The following is a 19,466-nucleotide window of genomic DNA, read 5'->3' on the forward strand; positions in this document are numbered from 1 at the left end:
CGTCTCCTTCTTATCTCAACTTGTCTACATTTACGCTTTGTACAAGTCTATGCAAGTCCCCATCTGATATGACAAATAATTAGTAAAGCCAATGCTCCATGTTAGCAACGAAAAAAACTCGTCATTTGACGAGTTTGCTGGTGTAATACAATTAAACCGCAGGCCATTTTATATCTGCTGCTTTTTCAAACCTCATTTCAACATCATGCCAGTTTACAAGATTCCACCAATGATCCACATATTCTGCTCGGTTATTCCTGTATTGAAGATAGTAGGCATGCTCCCAGACGTCCAGTACAAGGAGCGGTATGGTGTCCCATTGAGTTAGCAACATATGTCGCTCAGATTGTAACACTTCCAAATGCCTTGCACGTGGTGACCAAACCAGCAGTGCCCAACCTACCCCCTCAACTTGCTTTGCAGCTTCAGAGAACTGTTTTTTAAAGGCATCAAAGCTGCCAAAATAACGTTCTATTTCTCCTTTTAAGAGACCCTCAGGACTTCCACCACCATTTGGGCTCATATTTCTCCAAAAAATAGTGTGAAGGTAATGGCCAGAACCATGAAAAGCAAGCTCTCGTGACCAATGCTTAATAAGTGAGAAATCATTGGTTTCCCTGGCCTTTTTTAGATTAAGTTCAGCCTTATTTAATCCCTCCACATAGGCACGATGATGTTTATCATGATGCAATATCATGATTTCCTCTGAGATATAGGGTTCTAAGGCATTATACGGATAGGGTAGTTCTGGTAATGAATGTCCTCCCGGTGAAAGCACCTTTTCTACCACCCAAACATTTCCTATTTCTTGTTTCCTTTTAAAATACTGTTCTAATTCCTCATGAATGAGCTCAGCCTTTGCCTGAAGACTTAGTAATTCTTCATTGGATAACTCTCGGTTTGTGCTTTCGATTAATTCAGTGAAATGATCAAGCTTTCCCCATAATTCAGAATCCTGGCCAACTTTTTCTGATTGCAGAAATTGTTTCATTTGCTCATTCCAAACAAATAATTCATTCACATAATGGCTAAACCGATCCATATCCTTCCCTCATTCCATCTTGCTTATTTAATTTTTTCTTCAAGTAATCCTCCTAAAAGGTATGAGGGAGTGCAGTTGTTAAGAACAAGAAAAGACTGCCAATATGGGCAGTCTTTCATTACTAATTTTCATTTTCATGTTACCTCAGTACGATATGTTACAACAGCATTTATTTTGATTGGATCATTTTTGTTCGATAATCTGTTTCATAATACTCTAGTTCTTCACGAATTCTTTGAAAATCACTTTCTAGACTCTTAATGAGCTGGACGACATTTTCTGAAACACTACGATAAAATTTAATCGAATTTCTTCCGGTATAAGCGGATCTGCTATCTTCAAACCAGGCATCATTCTTTGGAGAGAAAAACTCTTCAATACATTGATGATAGATTTTATATAGTGTTTTTTCAGCCGCTGCTTTTTGAAAAGGATCGTTTTGTAAAATAACAGCGCATGTCTCTAAACTTTCTTCACTATAGACAACTAACTTTCGTAAATTTGAAAAAATCAACTTATTATACAAACGCTCTTCATCTGTCGTTAAATTCAATTGTGCAATGGTCGTTTCATTTAAAAAATCCTCAAGTGTCGAAATGGCTTTCGCTAAAAAATCTTTTACGTCATTTAGTTGTGTTTTTACTAACGTATTCCCCATGGTTTCCTCCTACTTTATCCTAGTTTTTAATTATTGCGGCTGCTTGATGAACTCAAGTGGAGAACGAAGTTCAAATTCTTTCTTTTCCTTAAGCGTCAATAATATCTCTGGTAACTTATTGTAGTTTATATCTTGAAAATAGGAAGCAAAGTCATACTTAGAATTAATATATAGACGTTTACGGCTGCGAAGACCTGGATTTTTCAAAAGACAAACAAGTGCAACGATTTCTTTAAAGGTGACTTCCATTTCCGGCTGCAAAATAATCGGGTCTTGTTCATATGGAGTAAACTCATGAAGGAATTCGTCGAAATATCTTACATATAACACATGAAGTGTTTTTTCTTCTCCATCTTCCACGAAAGTAACTTCACTTCTGTTAAAAAAATCCTCAGAAGTATTTGATTTTTCTTTTTCTAATTCAAATCCCTTACACTCTTTAATTAGCAATGTAATCCCGCTCCTTATCCAACTGTTTAGTCCTTTTCGCATGACAAACTCATTCATTAAAGCGTATTTTTATTTTAGCATAAATTCCTACACAAGATTGTATTTTAGGAGTTAATCGTTTCCTGAAATTTCTCGAAAAATAAATCAGCTTCTTCTTGAATAAACTCTTCCTCATCCTTATCCGGAAGCTGTGGAAGTTCCTTTAGACTTTTCAGTCCAAAATAATCCAAAAATTCTTTAGTTGTTCCATATAAAATAGCCCTTCCTGTCCCCTCAGCTCGGCCAACTTCTTTTATCAATACCTTTGAAACAAGTGTATGTAGTGGTCGTTCCGTTTTTACTCCACGAATTTCTTCTATTTCAGTTCGGGTGATAGGCTGTTTATAGGCGATGATCGCTAATGTCTCTAATGCAGCCTGTGACAAGGTTGATGTATGTGGCGAATCAACTAACTTCTTTAAATAAGTGGCATTTTCCTTTTTCGTGGCAAGTTGAAATGTCCCAGCAAGCTGAACAATCATAATCCCCCTTTGATTATTCTGGTCATATTCTTGTCTTAAATTTTCAATGATTTCACTTGCCTTAAATTCATCGACTTCTAAAACTTCAGCTAATTGCTTAAGGGAAAGCCCTTCATCTCCTGCCGCAAACAAAAGGCTTTCAAGTATACTGTTCCAATTAATTATTTCCAACTACTTTCCCCTCTTCCTTAACAGCCTCAACAAAAATATCACCAAAGTTTTCTTTTTGTTCCACGTCAACCACTTTTCTTTTAATAAGTTCTAAAATAGCTAAAAAGGTCACCACGATATGATCTTTAGCCGGAAAAGGGAATAAATCATTAAAGTTTTTCCGTCCAGATAACTGTTTCAATTCATTCATGATTTCAGTCATTCTTTTCTCAATCGATATTTCCTGGCGAGCAATTTTTGTCGCCATTGGACGCTGCAACTTCTTTCTTCGTAACAATTTTTGAAAAGCTGCCAGCATATCATATAAGGAGACATTGCTCTCCGTTCTTTCTGGCTGTTTTTCTTTCGCAAAATCGGAAAGATCACTAGGCGGCTTCGTATACATGAGCCCTCGTTCTTCCTCCATTGCCTTTAGATCATGTGCTGCTTCTTTATATTTTCGATATTCAATCAAGCGCTCAACTAGCTCGTCCCGAGGATCCTCCTCATATGACATTTCATCATCTACCTCATCGTAAAGCTCTTCATGCTTTGGTAAGAGCATTTTACTCTTAATCACAAGCAATGTAGCTGCCATAACTAAAAACTCACTGGCAACATCCAACTGTAACTCATTCATCGTTTTAATATATATTAAATATTGCTCAGTAATTTCAGCAACGGGAATATCATATATATCAATCTCGAGCCGATTAATTAAATGAAGAAGTAAATCTAACGGCCCTTCAAAAGCATCAATCTTTACCTGGTACGGCATGTTTATTCACCAAAATCCTTAAAAATAAATTTCAATTATCATTCATTATGACTATTAATAGTATAGTGGATTCATGTGACGTTATCCAATAGAAAAATCAACCTTTATCTGCATTATTAACAAATCATGATGTTTGCCCATAGCAGTGGACAACTATCCTACATATGATGACAAGGTAAACAACATTAATTTTAGGAGGTCTTTATTATGTCAGAAGGTGGATTTGGAGCTGGTTTTGCTTTAATCGTCGTTCTATTCATTTTGTTAATTATCGTTGGTGCTTCTTGGGTTTACTAATTAAAAAATGAGAGCGAACTTTAGCGGTAGGAACCCGTCAATTATGACGGGTTTTTTTCTTCCTATTGGAGTTACCTTATTATGATAAAATAAAGATACATAGATCTGTTAGGGGTGATCATTTGTATCCTATCGAGTATATTCAATTTTTAGCCCATTTTCATGGTGATCGTGATTATTTTGAATGCCATGAGATACTCGAAGAATATTGGAAAGAAACAGATAGTCGGAACAAATCATCTATCTGGGTAGGTCTCATTTTACTTGCTGTTTCAACTTACCATCATCGCAGAGATAACTTTAGTGGTGCAATCAAAACATTAGAAAAAGCAGTGAAGATTTTCGAAGTGCAGTCGGATTCACTCACTTCACTCGGTTTGGACATAAATCAGATGAGAGATTTATTAAATGAACGTTTATCGTTAATAGCAAAAAATAAAGCCTACAAAAGCTTTATTTTACCTATTCGTGATCCAAACCTTGAAAAATTGGGCAAAAACTATTGTCAACAAAAAGGGTTTCAATGGGGAAAAGATAGTAATAACACTGATAATCATCTCATCCATCGTCATTTATTACGGGATCGATCCAGTGTGATTGAGGAAAGACAGCAATCTTTAAAAATAAGAAAAGGCAACGAATGAATTCGCTGCCTTTTTAGTCGAGCTAGCACACATCACATTTTTCGATGAATGCAGCCGTATTTTCATTTGAAATTATTTCTTTATCCGTATGCATTTCTCGCAGTGCCTTCACCATTTTTTTCCCAATTCCCTGAAAACGATGGGACGGGTTAACAGAAATATGCTGAATGACTAAAGTATTGGTATCATGTTCATCAATGACCCCTAACAAACCAATGATATCTTCTTCTTTCCAAAGAAAAAGCTGCCAATTCTCTTCTGTCTCATATTCCTTCATGGTTACCTGAAGCTTCTTTAAATCCTTTTCACTTGGCATAAAGGACAATAAGCCCATAGCTATTTTTTCGAATGTCTTCTTATAACGAATTAACATTTTGATCCCTCATTATATGAAATAAACCGACGTATATCTTGGTTTAGCAATAGTATATTTTTCAAAATTGATGAATAATAAACATGTATTCATTATATGTTGTCGCCCTTATTATGTTTCACTAAACACAATCATACATAAAAAATAGAAAATCATCAATTAAATTCGTCATTTTATCAGTGCACGATAAAAATCCAGTAGATTAATCCCCAAATAATAGAAAGACCAATCAGGATAGCAAATAAAATCCAGTTCCTTTTCATGAAAAAATTTCCCCCATACGAGTTCTTCCCTGTCCACCATTCTACACCAAATTACAAAAATAATCTATTTTCTCTTATAACTGTTACATATTCTCCACTAGAATTTCAAAACTATGAAACTTTCGGATGAAAAATTTCGTTTATATAAAAGGTTTCGGTTATATTATTAAATGAGCTTAAGTTTTTTTGGCGAACTTAGACATCAAGGAGGAAAAAAATGAAAAAAATACTCATACTTCTTCTATTAGCCTCTATTCTCTTCTATCCTGTCCGTAGCTTTGCTGACATGGCTGAAGGAGATATGATTGTCACACTAGGTGAAAATTTAACAGAAGAACAGAAAAATACCTTACTAGAAGAAATGGGCGCACCCACTGACGTTCAAATTGTCACCGTTACAAATGAAGAGGAGCATCAATATTTAGGTAAATACGTCTCGAAATCATTAATTGGAACTAAGGCCATCTCCTCTTCTGCCATTACCATCGCACCTGCGGGTTCTGGAATCAAAGTCAAGACCAAGAATATTAACTGGGTAACCGATGAAATGTATGTTAATGCCTTGATCACAGCAGGAGTCAAAGATGCCAACATTTATATCACTGCACCGATTTCCGTGTCTGGAACGGCTGCCTTAACAGGGATTATAAAGGCCTATGAAATCTCAGCGGATAAAACCATACCCGAAGAAGTGAAACAAGCAGCTAACCAGGAAATGGTTGAAACAGCTAAACTTGGTGATTCCATTGGAAATCAGAATGCCGCTGCCTTAATTGCCAAAGTAAAAGAAGAAATAGCCAAAAACAAGCCAAAAAATGATGAGGAACTGCGAAAGATTATCGAACAAGCTGCAAAAGAATTAAATGTTACTCTTACAGATGAACAAATGCAAAGGTTAATTGACTTTTTTAACAAGCTCAAGGATTTAAATATTGACTGGAACCAAGTTGGTGACCAGTTGAATAAAGCAAAAGACCGGATTTCTAAATTTCTTCAATCAGAAGAAGGACAAGGTTTTCTGGATAAAGTCAAACAATTTTTCATTTGGCTAATTGATGCTATAAAATCAATTTTTTCTTAAGCAGAGTAGAAAAAAAGCTATCGCACTTTTTTGCGACAGCTTTTTTTCTTAGCAATTATTTTAATGGTAAGTCTAATCTTACTAAGTCTTCATATGATTCTCTTTTTACCACCAGGGTCGAAATTCCATCTTCTACAAACACAACTGCTGGACGAGGAATCCTGTTATAGTTATTTGACATTGAATAGCCGTAGGCACCCGTACAAAATACAGCTAAAATATCCTCTTCTCCAGCTTCAGGGAGCGGTAAATCCCAAATCAACATATCCCCCGATTCACAGCACTTTCCAGCTATTGAAACAGTTTCACTGGCTTTTGCTAACGGTTTGTTGGCAAGAACTGCTTCATATTTTGCCTGATATAGGGCAGGACGAATATTATCACTCATTCCACCATCTACAGATAAATATTTCCTGACCCCTGGAACATCCTTTGAAGAGCCAACTTGATAAAGGGTAATTCCTGCATCACCAACAAGAGAGCGACCCGGTTCTATCCAAATTTCTGGCATTGTTAAGGTATATTGTTCCGTTAACTGTTTTACTTCAGTTATAATTTCACGTACATATTGCGATGGTGGAATGGGTTCATCCTCGTTTGTATAGCGAATCCCAAAGCCTCCTCCTAAGTTTAATACCTTTGCTTCAAAAGATAATTCAATCTTCCAGTGGACCATCTTTTCTACTATTTTCTTCGCCGCAAGTAGAAAACCTGTTGTTTCAAATATTTGTGAACCTATATGGCAATGAAGGCCAAGCACATCAAAATATTCAAATTGAATCGCTTCTTTTAGGGCTGCTTCCGCCTGTCCGTTTTGAAGGTCAAAACCAAATTTCGAATCTTCTTGCCCTGTTAAAATATAATCATGGGTATGGGCTTCAATTCCAGGAGTGACTCTTAATAGAATACTGACTATTACCTTTTTCTCTTGGCAAATTGTTTTTAATAATTCCATTTCCGTAAAATTATCTACTACAATACATCCGATTCTCTGGTCTAGGGCCATTTCTAATTCCTGTCGACTTTTATTATTTCCGTGAAAATGAATTCTTTCAACCGGAAATCCTGCTACTATGGCTGTATATAGTTCACCACCAGATACAACATCGAGGGATAATCCCTCTTCTTCTGCTAATTGAATCATCGCAATTGTCGAGAAGGCTTTACTCGCATAGGCCACTTGAGATTTAACCTGTAGATCATCAAATGTTTGTTTAAAACCCCTCGCTCTTTCTCTCATTAACGCAACATCATACACATACAAGGGGGTCCCAAATTGCCGTGTTAACTCAACTGCATCCACCCCACCAATTTCTAAATTCCCCTGTTTATTCACACCTGTTGACCCGTAAAAATACATTCGCTTTCCCTCTCTCCGAAGCAGCACATTATAGTTTATGTAGACCATTATAATAATAAATAGACAGAATCTACATAAGATACTGCCTATTTTAGATATTAGCCTGCTAATAGAATTAAAATCACTTTAGCATAACTAAAAAAAATCCGCAATCATTTCTCATTCTCCTTAGGCGGCTGTCGATAACGGTTTCGTGGGTGAACAATACTTGGTCTTAGCAAGGAACCAGGTATTGCCCGACGAACAACAATTTGCATAAATCCTTTTGGGTCAAAAGGAAGAAATGGCCAAAAGTAAGGCGTGTTAAGTGCCCTCATATGGACAACAAAAAGAAACATTACCGTACTGCCGATGATAAAGCCAGGCGTATGGAACATAGCTACCAATATAGTAAGGATAATTCTGGCAATTTTATTTGCTACCCCTAACTCGTAGCTCGGTGTTGTGAATGTTCCGATACCTGCCACTGCAACATAAAGTATGACCTCTGGCACAAAAAGACCAACATCAATGGCAATTTGTCCAATCAATACCGCGGCAATCAATCCCATGGCCGTGGATAATGGGGTAGGGGTATGTATGGCTGCCATTCTTAAAAATTCAAGTCCGAAATCAGCTAAAAGTAATTGAACGACAACCGGAATATTCGTTTGTTCATTCGGCCCTATAAAGGCAATCTCCTTAGGTAATAGGGATGGTTCCAACACAAAGAGGAGCCATAAAGGAAGTAGTAAAATGGACGCCAATACTCCCAAAAACCGGGTCCAGCGCACAAACGTACCCATCGCAGGCGATTCCCTGAATTCTTCGGCGTGCTGGACATGATGGAAGAAAGTGGTTGGCGTAATGATAACACTTGGTGAAGTATCACAATAAATTATGACATGTCCTTCTAAAATATGTGCTGCAGCTACATCCGCTCTTTCTGTATATCGAACCAATGGAAAGGGATTCCAGCCCTGTTTCAAAATAAATTCCTCAATCGTTTTATCCCCCATTGGGATCCCATCCGTCTTAATTGCTTTAACTTCTTTTCTCAGGATTTTAAGTAAGTCAGGGTCTGCTATGTCCTCTATATAACCCAGTGCAACATCCGTCTTCGATCTTTCTCCCACCTTTATCATTTCAAAGCGAAGGCGTTCGTCGCGAATTCTCCTTCTCGTTAAGGCCGTATTTAAAATGATATTCTCGACAAACCCGTCGCGTGCACCTCGAACCACTTTTTCAGTGTCAGGCTCCTGAGGAGACCGTCCTGGGTAACTCCTGACGTCCACTGCTAATGCCGTATGCTCACCCTCGATAACAACGACAATCTGTCCTGAAAGAACTAAATCTACAATTTCATCAAGTGTTTGAATCGGTTGAACAGATTGATTTAGCAAACGATTGTACACGAGTTGATACAGGTTGGTTGATTGTTTTTCATGATCATTAATTTGGACTAATTCTTCAATCAATTCAATAATAAAACGTGTATCACAAAGCCCATTACAGTAATAAATTTGGACATCCTTTTTGAGAACCTTCAGCTTTCTAACCCCTAAATCGAAGCTAATTCCGAGCCCTACCCTTTGTTTCATATAATTTTCTATTTCTTGAGTTGATTCAGGGATTGGCCATTTTTGTTCATTGCTTCTCGACATGAAAGCCACTCCTTTCAAGTATTAGTTCAACTGCCTTTTTGGTGATCGGCGCCCCAAGTTTGTATGAGTCACGTCTTGCCATTTTCCCAATATCACCCACCCCAACAATAATTGGGATCGTTAATTCATCTAGACAATATACGGTATCTCCATTTAATCTGCCAAGTTCATGTTCTTCTAAACCAAATTTATCTACCCCAAAGGGCGTCAAAACTCCATCACGATCAATACACACATCAACCCTTGTCCATTCTTCATGTCTTGACTTGGCGGCAACGGCAATGACCCCTAAAACTTCAATATCTTTGTGTGAGGCAACATATTTCAGTGCAGTTTCACCAGCACCTTCCCCCACTATGCCACTATCATCAAACATCACTAGGACCGGATCTTGTGGCGCCTTTTTTATTAGCTTGACGATCTCTGGTCCTGTTAGGGTTGATGGATTTCCATATGAACTAGAAATACAGCGTCCACCAATCTCTCTGGCTACGTGCTCAACAGCCCGTTTTGCATATTCATCACCGTCGGTAACTAATATGACGCGCCTCCGAATACTCATACTTTGATGTCCCTTCATTTAGAAAAGATTAACACCTAAAATCTGATTTTCCGTAAAAAATGAGTTCTTCTCCTTTATTCATGCGTGGCTTCCAAGGCTTTTTTTAAACAGTCCGATATTATTGATGAACAAAATAAAGCCATTGAAAGATTGATCCAAAAATTTTTCCCAATACAATAGCCATCACTAAGATGATTATTTGCCCATCTACACGAATTCTTTTAGCCAATATTGGGAAAACGTTCACTACTTCTGTTAAACCAGCAGCTAACATTCCAACGAACACTCCACCTGTGAGTCCAAGGGGGATTAAAATGTATGCTGAAATATGTAATAATGGGTCCCTTAGGCTTGCCCACACTCCAACGAGAACCCCACATACGACTGCCCATTCATAGTATTGAATCAACCCCATTGTTTTTGACAGTTGGGTCAGTCTCGGAATAACCCCAAGTACTGTTAAAAATGCAACAAAACCTGCCCCCACCGATAGTCCACTTGCTAAACCTATAAATAAAACTAATAGGATTTTAATCGTCATTTACTGGCTTCATACTTTCCTTATTTTCATGGATGACTACATAATTATCTAAATCTAGCTGATAATTAAATATTTCTACTTCAAGTGGACTTGGTTCTTCATTTAACCGCTTTTTGAAAACATGATTAAAAAATAGGATCATTCCGAGTCCTAGTCCGATCGAATAAGGGATTTGAAAGAGTAATGGTTTTGTTGCCTTTTTATCTGTAACAATGGTATATATCTTTTCTTGTACGCTCCTCATACTTACATCATCATGGAAATTCATAATTGTCATGGCCGAACCAAAAAACAATAAAAACCATATTAGAATAAAAAAAGCGATCGAAACCTTTTTTTTCTCAAAAATTACTTCTACTATCGTCTGAGCAGGACCAATGGATTGAACTTCTACATCTTCAAATTCGTTGATGATCTTTTTGATTACTTCCATGACATCAATTACGATGATATTTTGATCCCCTTCCGTTACCTGATGGATCATTAATGATCGTAAATTTGATAGGGCCGCTTCTGGAGCAATGATTTGGGCGACATCCTTTAATAAAATTTTTTCTTCTGGACGGACATGTGCACGGTGCCGCATGCGGATGTAGATTGTTTTTTCCAAAACATTCACTTCCCACACAATGATTTCCTCGTATGAGTAGTATGGATAATCTGGCGTTTTTTCATGTATTAAATCAACAAAAAGACCGTATGGATTAGAGATCCATACGGTCTTTCATTTGTTGTAAAATCTTCTTTTCCAGTCTTGAAACCTGTACCTGGGAAATCCCAAGCCTAACAGCTACTTCTGACTGGGTCTGATCTTTATAATATCTTAAATAAACAATAAGCCTCTCACGTTCATCCAATTCACGAATAGCTTCTTTCAGAGCTATTTTATCAAACCATTTTCCTTCATTACCGTCATCAATTTGGTCTAGTAAGGTAATCGGATCTCCATCGTTTTCATAAACTGTCTCATGTATGGACGAAGGGGTTCTGCTAGCTTCCTGAGCAAGGATCACATCCTCTGGTGAAAGCTCAAGATGGGCTGAAATCTCGTTAACAGTTGGGATTCTTCCAAACGTTTTCGATAATTCATCCTTTGCTTTCCGGATTTTATTTCCCATTTCTTTCAGTGATCGGCTCACCTTCACAGTACCATCATCTCTGATAAATCGTTGGATTTCACCGATGATCATTGGCACAGCATAGGTTGAAAACTTGACATCGTAGGATAGGTCAAATTTATCTACAGACTTTAATAATCCGATACATCCAATTTGAAACAAGTCATCTGGGTCATACCCTCTATTAAGAAACCGTTGGACAACAGACCAGACGAGACGCATATTTTTTTCGACAATTATATCTCTTGAGTCCTGGTCTCCTGCTTGGCTCTTTTTAATGAGCTCCTTCACTTCATGATCCTTTAAATACGTTTGACTTTTATCGTTCTTGACCTCCACATCCATCGGCAAGTCTCCTTAATTGCAAAGCATTTTGTTAAGTTTTAAATGCTTCAGTAATCTAACCTCGGTTCCTCGACCTGGCTGTGAATGAACCTCTACCTCATCCATGAAATTTTCCATGATGGTGAAACCCATACCGGATCTCTCTAAGTCCGGCTTCGTTGTAAATAATGGCTGACGAGCTTCCTCCACATCGACAATCCCCAAACCAACATCTTTTATGGTCATATCAATCAGACTATCTTCAATAGAAACTTGAATATACACAATACCATTTGGATCGTTCTCATAGCCATGAATAATGGCATTTGTCACGGCTTCTGACACGACGGTCTTAATTTCAGTCAGCTCATCCATTGTTGGATCTAGCTGAGCAATAAATGCAGCAACAGTGACACGGGCAAACGACTCATTTTGACTTAAAGCACTGAATTGAAGGTTCATCTGATTCTTCATTCAGGCCACCCCCAATCTTTGCAATGCAAATTCCTCAGTCGGTTCTAATTTGATAATTTTAAATAAACCAGACATATCGAATAGCCTTTGTATTGCAGGGGAAATTGCACAAACGACCATTTCACCGTGCACCTGTTTTATTTGTTTGTATCTCCCTAAAATAACTCCTAATCCAGAGCTATCCATAAAGGAAAGGTGTTCTAGATTTAAGACAATATGACGAATATCGTTTTTTTCAATCACTGCTGTCGCTCGCTCGCGAAGTTCATCCGCAGTATGGTGATCTAATTCACCGCCTAAGCGTATACATAAAACATCGTGTTTTGTTTCCATATCAATGCTAAGACTCACTATCCCGTCCTCCTTCATCTGGTATAGTGAGTCAATTCGCCTCTTAAAAGCTGATTTCCTTCTTTACATACAAAACTAGTCGTATTTCGCTAAAATTAGTAATGTAATGTAAAGTTTCGACACTACCTAGGCGTCGTTACACTTCTTTTATTTTCCTGCTTTTGTAAACATGCCGAAGGAACGCTTATAAAGGGTCCACCAGCCTGCTTCCTTAACAGCTTTATTAGCGACAAGCGGACTTTCAAGAATGACTTTTCCATTCTTAATAAACTTAAGACTCCCTACTTTATCCCCCTTTGAAATAGGGGCATTTAGCGTTTTTTCTAAGATTACCTTTTGTTTAACATCCTCAGTTTTTTCACCTTTTTTTGTTAGTAAGGAAAGTGGTTCACTTGTAACTGCATCAATAGATTTTAAGTTTCCTTTACTAACTTTGGCTTGAGCAATTGTTTGATTTCGTTTGTAGATTGGATGTGTTTGATATTGGGCAAAAGCAAAATTTAACATTTTGGTTACTTGAGCATTTCTTTCCTTTGATGTCGGGGCACCAAAGACGACAGCAATGACACGCATTCCGTCTTTTTGGGCTGTTGCTGTTAAACAATATTTTGCTTCCGCTGTAAAGCCTGTCTTTAGCCCATCCACTCCTGGATAAAACCGAACTAATTTATTTGTGTTGACAAGCCAGAATTTTTTATCTGTATTTTCACGAAGATATGCTTCATACAACCCTGTAAATTTAGTGATGTCTTCATACTTTAGTAACTCTTTTGCCATTACAGCCATATCTGCTGCTGAACTGTAATGTCCACTCACGGGTAGACCCGTTGTATTTTTAAAGAATGTATGCTTTAATCCTAATTCTTTAGCCTTTTTGTTCATCATATCAACAAATGCCTCTTCAGAGCCTGCAATTCTTTCAGCCATTGCAACAGATGCATCGTTTCCAGAACCAATGGCAATTCCTTTTAACATTTCTTTCGTCGTCATTTCTTCGCCAGGCTCAAGAAAAATTTGCGATCCTCCCATTGAGGCCGCATACTCGCTTGCCCGGATTTTTTCATCCCATGTCAGCTTCCCTTGATCCAGTGCTTCCATTATTAAGAGCATCGTCATAATTTTGGTCATACTAGCAGGGGGCAGCTGTTCATTACTATTTTTCTCATAGAGAACTGTTCCAGTATCACGTTCAATTAAAATGGCGGAACTTACATTGCTAACAATATCAGTACTCTGCTTTTCCTCTGCAGCAAACGCAGCAGGATTCAATAAACCGGTAAACATTAATAATGTCACTAAAATAGAAACAAAACGTTTCATTCGCATAACCCTCCATTCTTTATAATCTCCATTTTTTCCAATTTACATAACTTTATACAATTATTACCTCCAACCCCAAATAAAAAAGGTGTCAGGCACCATGTGAAAAATTCACATGGTGCCTGACACCCAATTTGTATAACTTTATTCAGTTATTTCTCCATGAACAAGGATCGGTGCCTCTACTTTGGTTGCTGAGATTTTGATACTTTCGTAAAGTTTGGCTTTTACTTCTTCTACATTTTCAAAGTTGCTATAGATGGTGACTAATGAATCGCCTTTTTTCACTTCATCGCCGATTTTCTTCCTTAATACAAGACCTACAGCTAGGTCAATGATGGATTCTTTCGTTGCTCTTCCTGCGCCTAGTATCATCGCAGCTGTTCCCACTTCATCCGCCACGATTTCCGCAACATATCCGTCTTCCTTCGCTTCAAGTTCGAAGGTATATTTTGCTTGTGGCATTTTTGATGGATCATCAACAACCGATGCATCTCCACCTTGAGAACTTAAAAATACTTTTAACTTTTCAAGTGCAGAACCATCTTTGATTACATTTTCAAGTAAGGTTCGGGCTTCTGCTAATGACCCAGCTTTTTCAGCTAGGTAAACCATATGGCTTCCAAGCGTTAAGCAAAGTTCTGTTAGGTCTTCTGGTCCCTCACCTTTTAAAGTATCAATCGCTTCTTTTACCTCAAGCGCATTTCCGATTGCGAAACCAAGCGGCTGGCTCATATCCGAAATAACAGCCATCGTTCTTCTACCGACATTATTTCCGATTCTAACCATCGCTTTAGCTAATTCTTTTGAATCGTCTAGCGTTTTCATAAAGGCACCAGCACCAGTTTTAACATCTAGAACAATTGCATCTGCCCCTGCTGCAATTTTTTTACTCATAATAGAGCTTGCAATAAGCGGTATGCTATCCACAGTGGCCGTAACATCTCTAAGCGCATACAGTTTTTTATCGGCAGGCGTTAAGTTCCCACTTTGCCCAATTACGGCAATCTTGTTTTTATTCACTAACTCAATAAATTCTTCATTCTTAATTTCAACGTGGAAGCCACTAACAGCTTCTAATTTATCAATGGTGCCTCCTGTATGACCTAAACCACGGCCAGACATCTTAGCAACAGGAACATCTAGTGCAGCCACTAGCGGCCCAAGAACCAAAGTAGTTGTATCTCCAACTCCGCCCGTTGAATGTTTATCCACTTTAATCCCTTTAATGCCTGACAAATCAATTTGATCGCCAGATTCAACCATCGCCATGGTTAAATCGGCTCTTTCTTTTTCTGTCATTCCCTTAAAATAGATCGCCATTGTGAATGCACTTACTTGATAGTCCGGAATTGAACCATCTGTATATCCGTTTATAATAAATTTAATTTCTTCGGTTGAAAGTTCTTGCCCATCTCTTTTTTTCTCTATTAAGTCAACCATTCTCATCCAATATCACCACTTTTTATTATTATGAAAAACTTTATTATGCAAAACTTTTAACAATTTCTTTAATATATCGTAGGAAATCTGCCTTCACTATTTCAGTTGTTTCAATTACTTCATCATGCGTTAATGGCTGGTCAAGAATACCCGCCGCCATATTGGAAATACAAGAAATCCCGAGAACCCTCATCCCACTATGTTGAGCAACAATGACCTCAGGTACAGTAGACATTCCAACAGCGTCACCGCCTAAGACACGTACCATTCTTATTTCTGCAGGTGTTTCATATACAGGTCCTGGATTCCCGAAATAGACTCCCTCTTGAACTTTAATGTTTAAGCGGGTCGCAATTTCTTTGGCCTTTATACGCAATTCCTTCGTATATGCTTCTGACATATCTGGAAAACGGACACCCAGTTTAGAATCATTTGGCCCAATTAACGGATTTGTGCCCATATTATTAATATGATCAGTAATAATCATCAAGTCTCCTGCAGAGAAGCTTTCATTTACACCACCAGCAGCATTGGTAACGATTAATATTTCAACACCTAGGTCTTTCATAACACGAACTGGGAAGGTTACTTTATCCATGCTGTATCCTTCATAGAAATGAAATCTCCCCTGCATGGCTACAACTTCTAGACCACTTAGTAACCCAAATACAAGTTGACCGGCATGCCCTTCAACTGTAGAAACTGGAAAATCTGGAATTTCATTGTATGGTATTTTTACAGCATTCTCGATTTCATCAGCTAAAACACCTAATCCAGAACCCAAAATCAGACCAATTCTTGGCGTGTTAGGATATTTTTCTTTTAAAAAACTAGCTGCATTGAAGATTTTTTCTACATTCATGCTTATTCCCCTTCCTTATTTCAACTCATTTAAGAAGCTTTTTCCGTAATTCGGCATTTTCACTTTAAAGTTATCTGAAACAGTTGCTCCTAGGTCTGCAAATGTTTCTCGCAATGGGAGTTCTTTCCCTTCATTGAACCTTTTTGAGTAAACCAATAATGGCACATATTCACGAGTATGGTCTGTACCTGGTGCAACTGGGTCATTTCCGTGATCTGCCGTAATCATTAGGAGATCATCCTCTTTCATCTTTGCAAACACTTCAGTCAGGCGTGCATCATATTCTTCTAGTGCCTTTCCATAACCTTCTGGGTCACGGCGATGTCCATATAAGGCATCAAAATCAACCAAATTTAAAAAGCTAATGCCTGTAAAATCCATATCTAATGTTTCCACTAATTTATCCATACCGTCCATATTGGAAACAGTTCGAAGTGATTTCGTTACGCCTTCTCCATCGTAAATATCAGAGATTTTGCCGATGGCGATGACATCAAATCCGGAGTCTTTTAATTCACTCATAACTGTGCGGTCAAATGGTTTTAAAGCATAATCATGTCGATTTGGTGTACGTTTAAAGTTCCCTGGTTCACCCAAGAACGGTCTGGCAATGACACGACCTACCATGTATTTTTCATCAAGCGTCATTTCACGGGCTATTTTACAAATGTGATAAAGTTCTTCTAGAGGAACAATTTCTTCGTGTGCTGCAATTTGGAGCACAGAATCTGCAGAGGTATAGACAATCAATGCCCCAGTTTTCATATGCTCTTCGCCTAGTTCATCAAGAATTTCTGTACCGCTTGCAGGTTTATTACCGATAATCTTTCGACCAGTACGTTTTTCTAATTCAGAAAGAAGCTCATCTGGAAACCCCTCTGGGAAAACGCGGAAAGGTGTTTGGATATTTAAGCCCATGATTTCCCAGTGGCCTGTCATTGTATCCTTACCGTTCGATGCTTCCTTCATTTTTGTATAGAAAGCTAATGGCTTTTCCGCTTTAGGAATCCCTTTTATTTCACGAATATTACTTAAACCTAAGGCTCCCATGTTTGGCATGTTTAGTCCGTTCATCTTTTCAGCAATATGTCCAAATGTATCGGCACCTTTATCACCAAATTTCTCAGCATCAGGTGCTTCCCCAATACCAACTGAATCCATTACGACAATAAAAATACGTTTATATGTATTTGTAGTCATACCATTTTCCCTCCTTCTATCATCAGAAAACGTTTGCAAATAAAGAACCAGATAATTATATAATGTCCGCATGTAATAAGATTATGAAATCTTACTTTTAATTTATTTGTCGGAAGTCTGACATCTCTATTTTACTAAAAGTTTATAAAAATACAAGAAAAAAGCCATCAATTTTATTGATGACTTTTTACATCTCTGTGAATTTTATATAAATGATAAGCAGAATCTATGATTCTATCATGCTCGTGGATGAAACTTACTATAAACATCCTTAATCTTCGTTTTTGTCACACTTGTATATATTTGTGTGGTTGAAATATCTGCATGTCCAAGCATCTCTTGGACGGACTTTAAATCAGCACCATTTTCCAGTAAATGTGTGGCAAAAGAATGTCGAAGTGTATGAGGCGTAAGCTCTTTTTGAATACCAGCCTCTTTGGCTAGCTTTTTTAATATTTTCCAAAATCCTTGTCTTGTTAAACGATGTCCTTGATGGTTTAAAAACAAGGCATTATCGCGATGCTTGGTTGTGACAAACTGAGACCTTCCGTTATCTAAATAATGCTTGATCGCCTCTAAAGCTGCCCTTCCAATTGGAAGAATTCGCTCTTTATTTCCCGTTCCCGAACAGCGAATAAATCCCATTGTTAGGTGAATATCCTCTATTTCAAGAGCTATTAATTCACTAACACGTATACCCGTTGCGTAAAGAAGCTCAATCATGGCCTTATCCCTTATCCCATAGTGGTCATCTAGATTAGGAGCATCTAATAGAACCTCTACTTCCTGTAAACTCAATACCTTAGGGAACGTTCTTTCCTGCTTAGGGGTATCAATTTGAACTGATGGATCTTGGTTTGTTGCTCGTTCCCGTAACAAAAACTGATGAAAGGCACGAATGGAAGCAATATGTCTTGCTAATGTTTTCGATGATTTCCCCTGTTCCTTTAAAAAATTTAAAAATTGTACAATATGAAACCGTTGCACTTCATTTAATGTGCCAATAGCTTCAATTTTGTTTAAGTAATTTAAATAGCTTTTTAAATCACGTTCATACGACATGATTGTATTTTTCGCTAGACCTTTTTCAATGATCAAGTATTGCATAAATTCCTTTAAGTGCTCTTCCATCGCCATTACTCCCCATTTAAATAAAACAACATCAGCCGATCTAACAAGGAAGAATTGTCTTCATTCGCTGCATTTGAAACTTTCAGTGCAGCTCCTTCCGGTCCATCGTAGCGATGATAATTTTGGTATTCTTCAGATACCCACATGATACCATAATAAAAGAGAATCGTGCACCCAGTGAATAAGATAAAAACCTTAAAGGTTTGCCATGCTATTTTAATAAAAGAGATCATCTAACTTCCCCCAATTGCCATTGTCTAGTAAAAGGTATGCCAAAAAGGACAAGTTTTATACCTATTCCTCGAGATTCGGGATATTTTTGTTTCTATAATATTGTATTAGACAAAGAAAAAAGCCCCTCGTTAAAAAGGACTTTCGTTTTTTATTCTGTTTTATCTTCTTCTTTGCCTTGGCAACGGTAACAGATTCCATGAAATGTAAGGCGATGGTCTTTTATTTTAAAATTCCATCTGCGTTCCACCACTGCTTCCACATCTTCAAGTAAATCTTCCTGAATCTCATCCACAGCACCACATTCGATGCAAACAAGATGATGATGAAAATGTACGGCACCTTCTTGGCGAAGGTCATAACGAGAAACACCGTCACCAAAATTTATTTTATCGACAATTTTCAACTCCGTAAGTAATTCCAATGTTCGATAAACAGTTGCTAAACCAATTTCAGGCGATTTTTCTTTTACGAGGAGGTACACATCTTCTGCACTTAAATGATCCTCTTCATTTTCAAGTAAAACTCGAACAGTTGCTTCGCGCTGGGGTGTTAATTTGTAACTCGCTGAATGCAAAAGTTTCTTTATTCTTTCAATTCTAGTTTCCATCCTGAATGCCCTCCCTCGCCACTGTTAGTTTTCATTATA

24 protein-coding genes are annotated in these 19,466 nt (G+C 37.7%); 3 read left to right on the plus strand and 21 right to left on the minus strand.

Annotated elements, in window-relative coordinates; all coding sequences use genetic code 11:
- Positions 1-151: 151 nt before the first annotated feature.
- The 5 genes from TY15_RS01170 to TY15_RS01190 form a co-directional block, all read right to left on the minus strand.
- A complete protein-coding gene (locus tag TY15_RS01170; protein WP_040208281.1) occupies positions 152-1,042 on the minus strand; it encodes a superoxide dismutase in 891 nt (296 codons plus the stop codon).
- Between the two features lie 169 nt (positions 1,043-1,211).
- Complete coding sequence (locus TY15_RS01175; protein WP_040208280.1) at positions 1,212-1,700, minus strand: YpuI family protein; 489 nt, start codon at positions 1,698-1,700, stop codon at positions 1,212-1,214.
- 30 nt (positions 1,701-1,730) lie between these two features.
- Positions 1,731-2,150: a hypothetical protein gene (locus TY15_RS01180; RefSeq protein ID WP_040208278.1), complete on the minus strand. Its 420-nt coding sequence runs from the start codon at positions 2,148-2,150 to the stop codon at positions 1,731-1,733.
- Between the two features lie 104 nt (positions 2,151-2,254).
- The gene (scpB, locus tag TY15_RS01185) at positions 2,255-2,842 is read right to left on the minus strand and encodes an SMC-Scp complex subunit ScpB (protein ID WP_040208277.1); all 588 of its coding nucleotides are present in this window, start codon (positions 2,840-2,842) and stop codon (positions 2,255-2,257) included.
- The gene (locus tag TY15_RS01190) at positions 2,829-3,599 is read right to left on the minus strand and encodes a segregation/condensation protein A (protein WP_040208275.1); all 771 of its coding nucleotides are present in this window, start codon (positions 3,597-3,599) and stop codon (positions 2,829-2,831) included. Before TY15_RS01190 ends, scpB begins: the two co-directional genes overlap by 14 nt.
- A gap of 207 nt (positions 3,600-3,806) precedes the next feature.
- On the opposite strand from TY15_RS01190, the gene TY15_RS01195 reads away from it, so the two are divergent.
- Both TY15_RS01195 and TY15_RS01200 read left to right on the plus strand, forming a co-directional pair.
- Entirely contained in the window at positions 3,807-3,896 is a 90-nt protein-coding gene (locus tag TY15_RS01195; protein ID WP_040208273.1) for a YjcZ family sporulation protein, read from the plus strand.
- A 122-nt stretch (positions 3,897-4,018) separates the two neighbouring features.
- Positions 4,019-4,540: a DUF309 domain-containing protein gene (locus TY15_RS01200; protein WP_040208271.1), complete on the plus strand. Its 522-nt coding sequence runs from the start codon at positions 4,019-4,021 to the stop codon at positions 4,538-4,540.
- 22 nt (positions 4,541-4,562) lie between these two features.
- Here the strand turns inward: TY15_RS01200 and TY15_RS01205 are convergent, their stop codons facing one another.
- Complete coding sequence (locus TY15_RS01205) at positions 4,563-4,913, minus strand: GNAT family N-acetyltransferase (protein ID WP_040208269.1); 351 nt, start codon at positions 4,911-4,913, stop codon at positions 4,563-4,565.
- Between the two features lie 480 nt (positions 4,914-5,393).
- Between TY15_RS01205 and TY15_RS01210 the strand changes: the two genes are divergently transcribed.
- Positions 5,394-6,257, plus strand: a complete 864-nt coding sequence (locus tag TY15_RS01210; RefSeq protein WP_040208268.1) for a DUF1002 domain-containing protein — start codon at positions 5,394-5,396, stop codon at positions 6,255-6,257.
- Positions 6,258-6,312: 55 nt separating this feature from the next.
- On the opposite strand, the gene lysA is transcribed toward TY15_RS01210, so the two are convergent.
- The 15 genes from lysA to fur form a co-directional block, all read right to left on the minus strand.
- The gene (gene lysA, locus TY15_RS01215) at positions 6,313-7,617 is read right to left on the minus strand and encodes a diaminopimelate decarboxylase (RefSeq protein WP_040208267.1); all 1,305 of its coding nucleotides are present in this window, start codon (positions 7,615-7,617) and stop codon (positions 6,313-6,315) included.
- A 152-nt stretch (positions 7,618-7,769) separates the two neighbouring features.
- A complete protein-coding gene (locus TY15_RS01220; RefSeq protein ID WP_040208266.1) occupies positions 7,770-9,260 on the minus strand; it encodes a spore germination protein in 1,491 nt (496 codons plus the stop codon).
- Complete coding sequence (spoVAEA, locus tag TY15_RS01225; protein WP_040208465.1) at positions 9,244-9,822, minus strand: stage V sporulation protein SpoVABEA; 579 nt, start codon at positions 9,820-9,822, stop codon at positions 9,244-9,246. The genes TY15_RS01220 and spoVAEA overlap by 17 nt, the downstream gene beginning before the upstream one ends.
- A 118-nt stretch (positions 9,823-9,940) precedes the next feature.
- Complete coding sequence (locus TY15_RS01230) at positions 9,941-10,363, minus strand: stage V sporulation protein AB (RefSeq protein WP_040208264.1); 423 nt, start codon at positions 10,361-10,363, stop codon at positions 9,941-9,943.
- Positions 10,353-10,973 (minus strand): stage V sporulation protein AA, encoded by a 621-nt coding sequence (locus TY15_RS01235; RefSeq protein WP_040208463.1) that lies wholly within the window; start codon positions 10,971-10,973, stop codon positions 10,353-10,355. Before TY15_RS01235 ends, TY15_RS01230 begins: the two co-directional genes overlap by 11 nt.
- A 94-nt stretch (positions 10,974-11,067) precedes the next feature.
- The gene (sigF, locus tag TY15_RS01240; RefSeq protein WP_040208262.1) at positions 11,068-11,826 is read right to left on the minus strand and encodes an RNA polymerase sporulation sigma factor SigF; all 759 of its coding nucleotides are present in this window, start codon (positions 11,824-11,826) and stop codon (positions 11,068-11,070) included.
- 12 nt (positions 11,827-11,838) lie between these two features.
- Entirely contained in the window at positions 11,839-12,279 is a 441-nt protein-coding gene (gene spoIIAB / locus TY15_RS01245; protein WP_040208261.1) for an anti-sigma F factor, read from the minus strand.
- Positions 12,280-12,630: an anti-sigma F factor antagonist gene (spoIIAA, locus tag TY15_RS01250; RefSeq protein WP_040208260.1), complete on the minus strand. Its 351-nt coding sequence runs from the start codon at positions 12,628-12,630 to the stop codon at positions 12,280-12,282.
- A gap of 147 nt (positions 12,631-12,777) precedes the next feature.
- Positions 12,778-13,950 (minus strand): D-alanyl-D-alanine carboxypeptidase family protein, encoded by a 1,173-nt coding sequence (locus TY15_RS01255; RefSeq protein WP_040208257.1) that lies wholly within the window; start codon positions 13,948-13,950, stop codon positions 12,778-12,780.
- A 144-nt stretch (positions 13,951-14,094) separates the two neighbouring features.
- On the minus strand, positions 14,095-15,399 hold the full coding sequence (locus TY15_RS01260) for a pyrimidine-nucleoside phosphorylase (protein WP_040208256.1): 1,305 nt from the start codon (positions 15,397-15,399) through the stop codon (positions 14,095-14,097).
- A gap of 37 nt (positions 15,400-15,436) precedes the next feature.
- Entirely contained in the window at positions 15,437-16,255 is an 819-nt protein-coding gene (locus TY15_RS01265) for a purine-nucleoside phosphorylase (RefSeq protein ID WP_040208255.1), read from the minus strand.
- Positions 16,256-16,270: 15 nt separating this feature from the next.
- Positions 16,271-17,455, minus strand: coding sequence for a phosphopentomutase (deoB, locus tag TY15_RS01270; protein WP_040208254.1), 1,185 nt, complete (start codon positions 17,453-17,455; stop codon positions 16,271-16,273).
- A gap of 237 nt (positions 17,456-17,692) precedes the next feature.
- Positions 17,693-18,586 carry a site-specific tyrosine recombinase XerD gene (gene xerD, locus TY15_RS01275; RefSeq protein WP_040208253.1) on the minus strand — a complete coding sequence of 298 codons (894 nt, stop codon included), beginning with the start codon at positions 18,584-18,586 and terminating at the stop codon, positions 17,693-17,695.
- Between the two features lie 5 nt (positions 18,587-18,591).
- Positions 18,592-18,819, minus strand: a complete 228-nt coding sequence (locus tag TY15_RS01280; protein WP_040208252.1) for a YqzK family protein — start codon at positions 18,817-18,819, stop codon at positions 18,592-18,594.
- Between the two features lie 149 nt (positions 18,820-18,968).
- Entirely contained in the window at positions 18,969-19,427 is a 459-nt protein-coding gene (fur, locus tag TY15_RS01285) for a ferric iron uptake transcriptional regulator (RefSeq protein WP_040208251.1), read from the minus strand.
- Between the last annotated feature and the right edge of the window lie 39 nt (positions 19,428-19,466).

The organism is Neobacillus jeddahensis (genome assembly GCF_000612625.1).
Lineage (GTDB): Bacteria > Bacillota > Bacilli > Bacillales > Cytobacillaceae > Neobacillus > Neobacillus jeddahensis.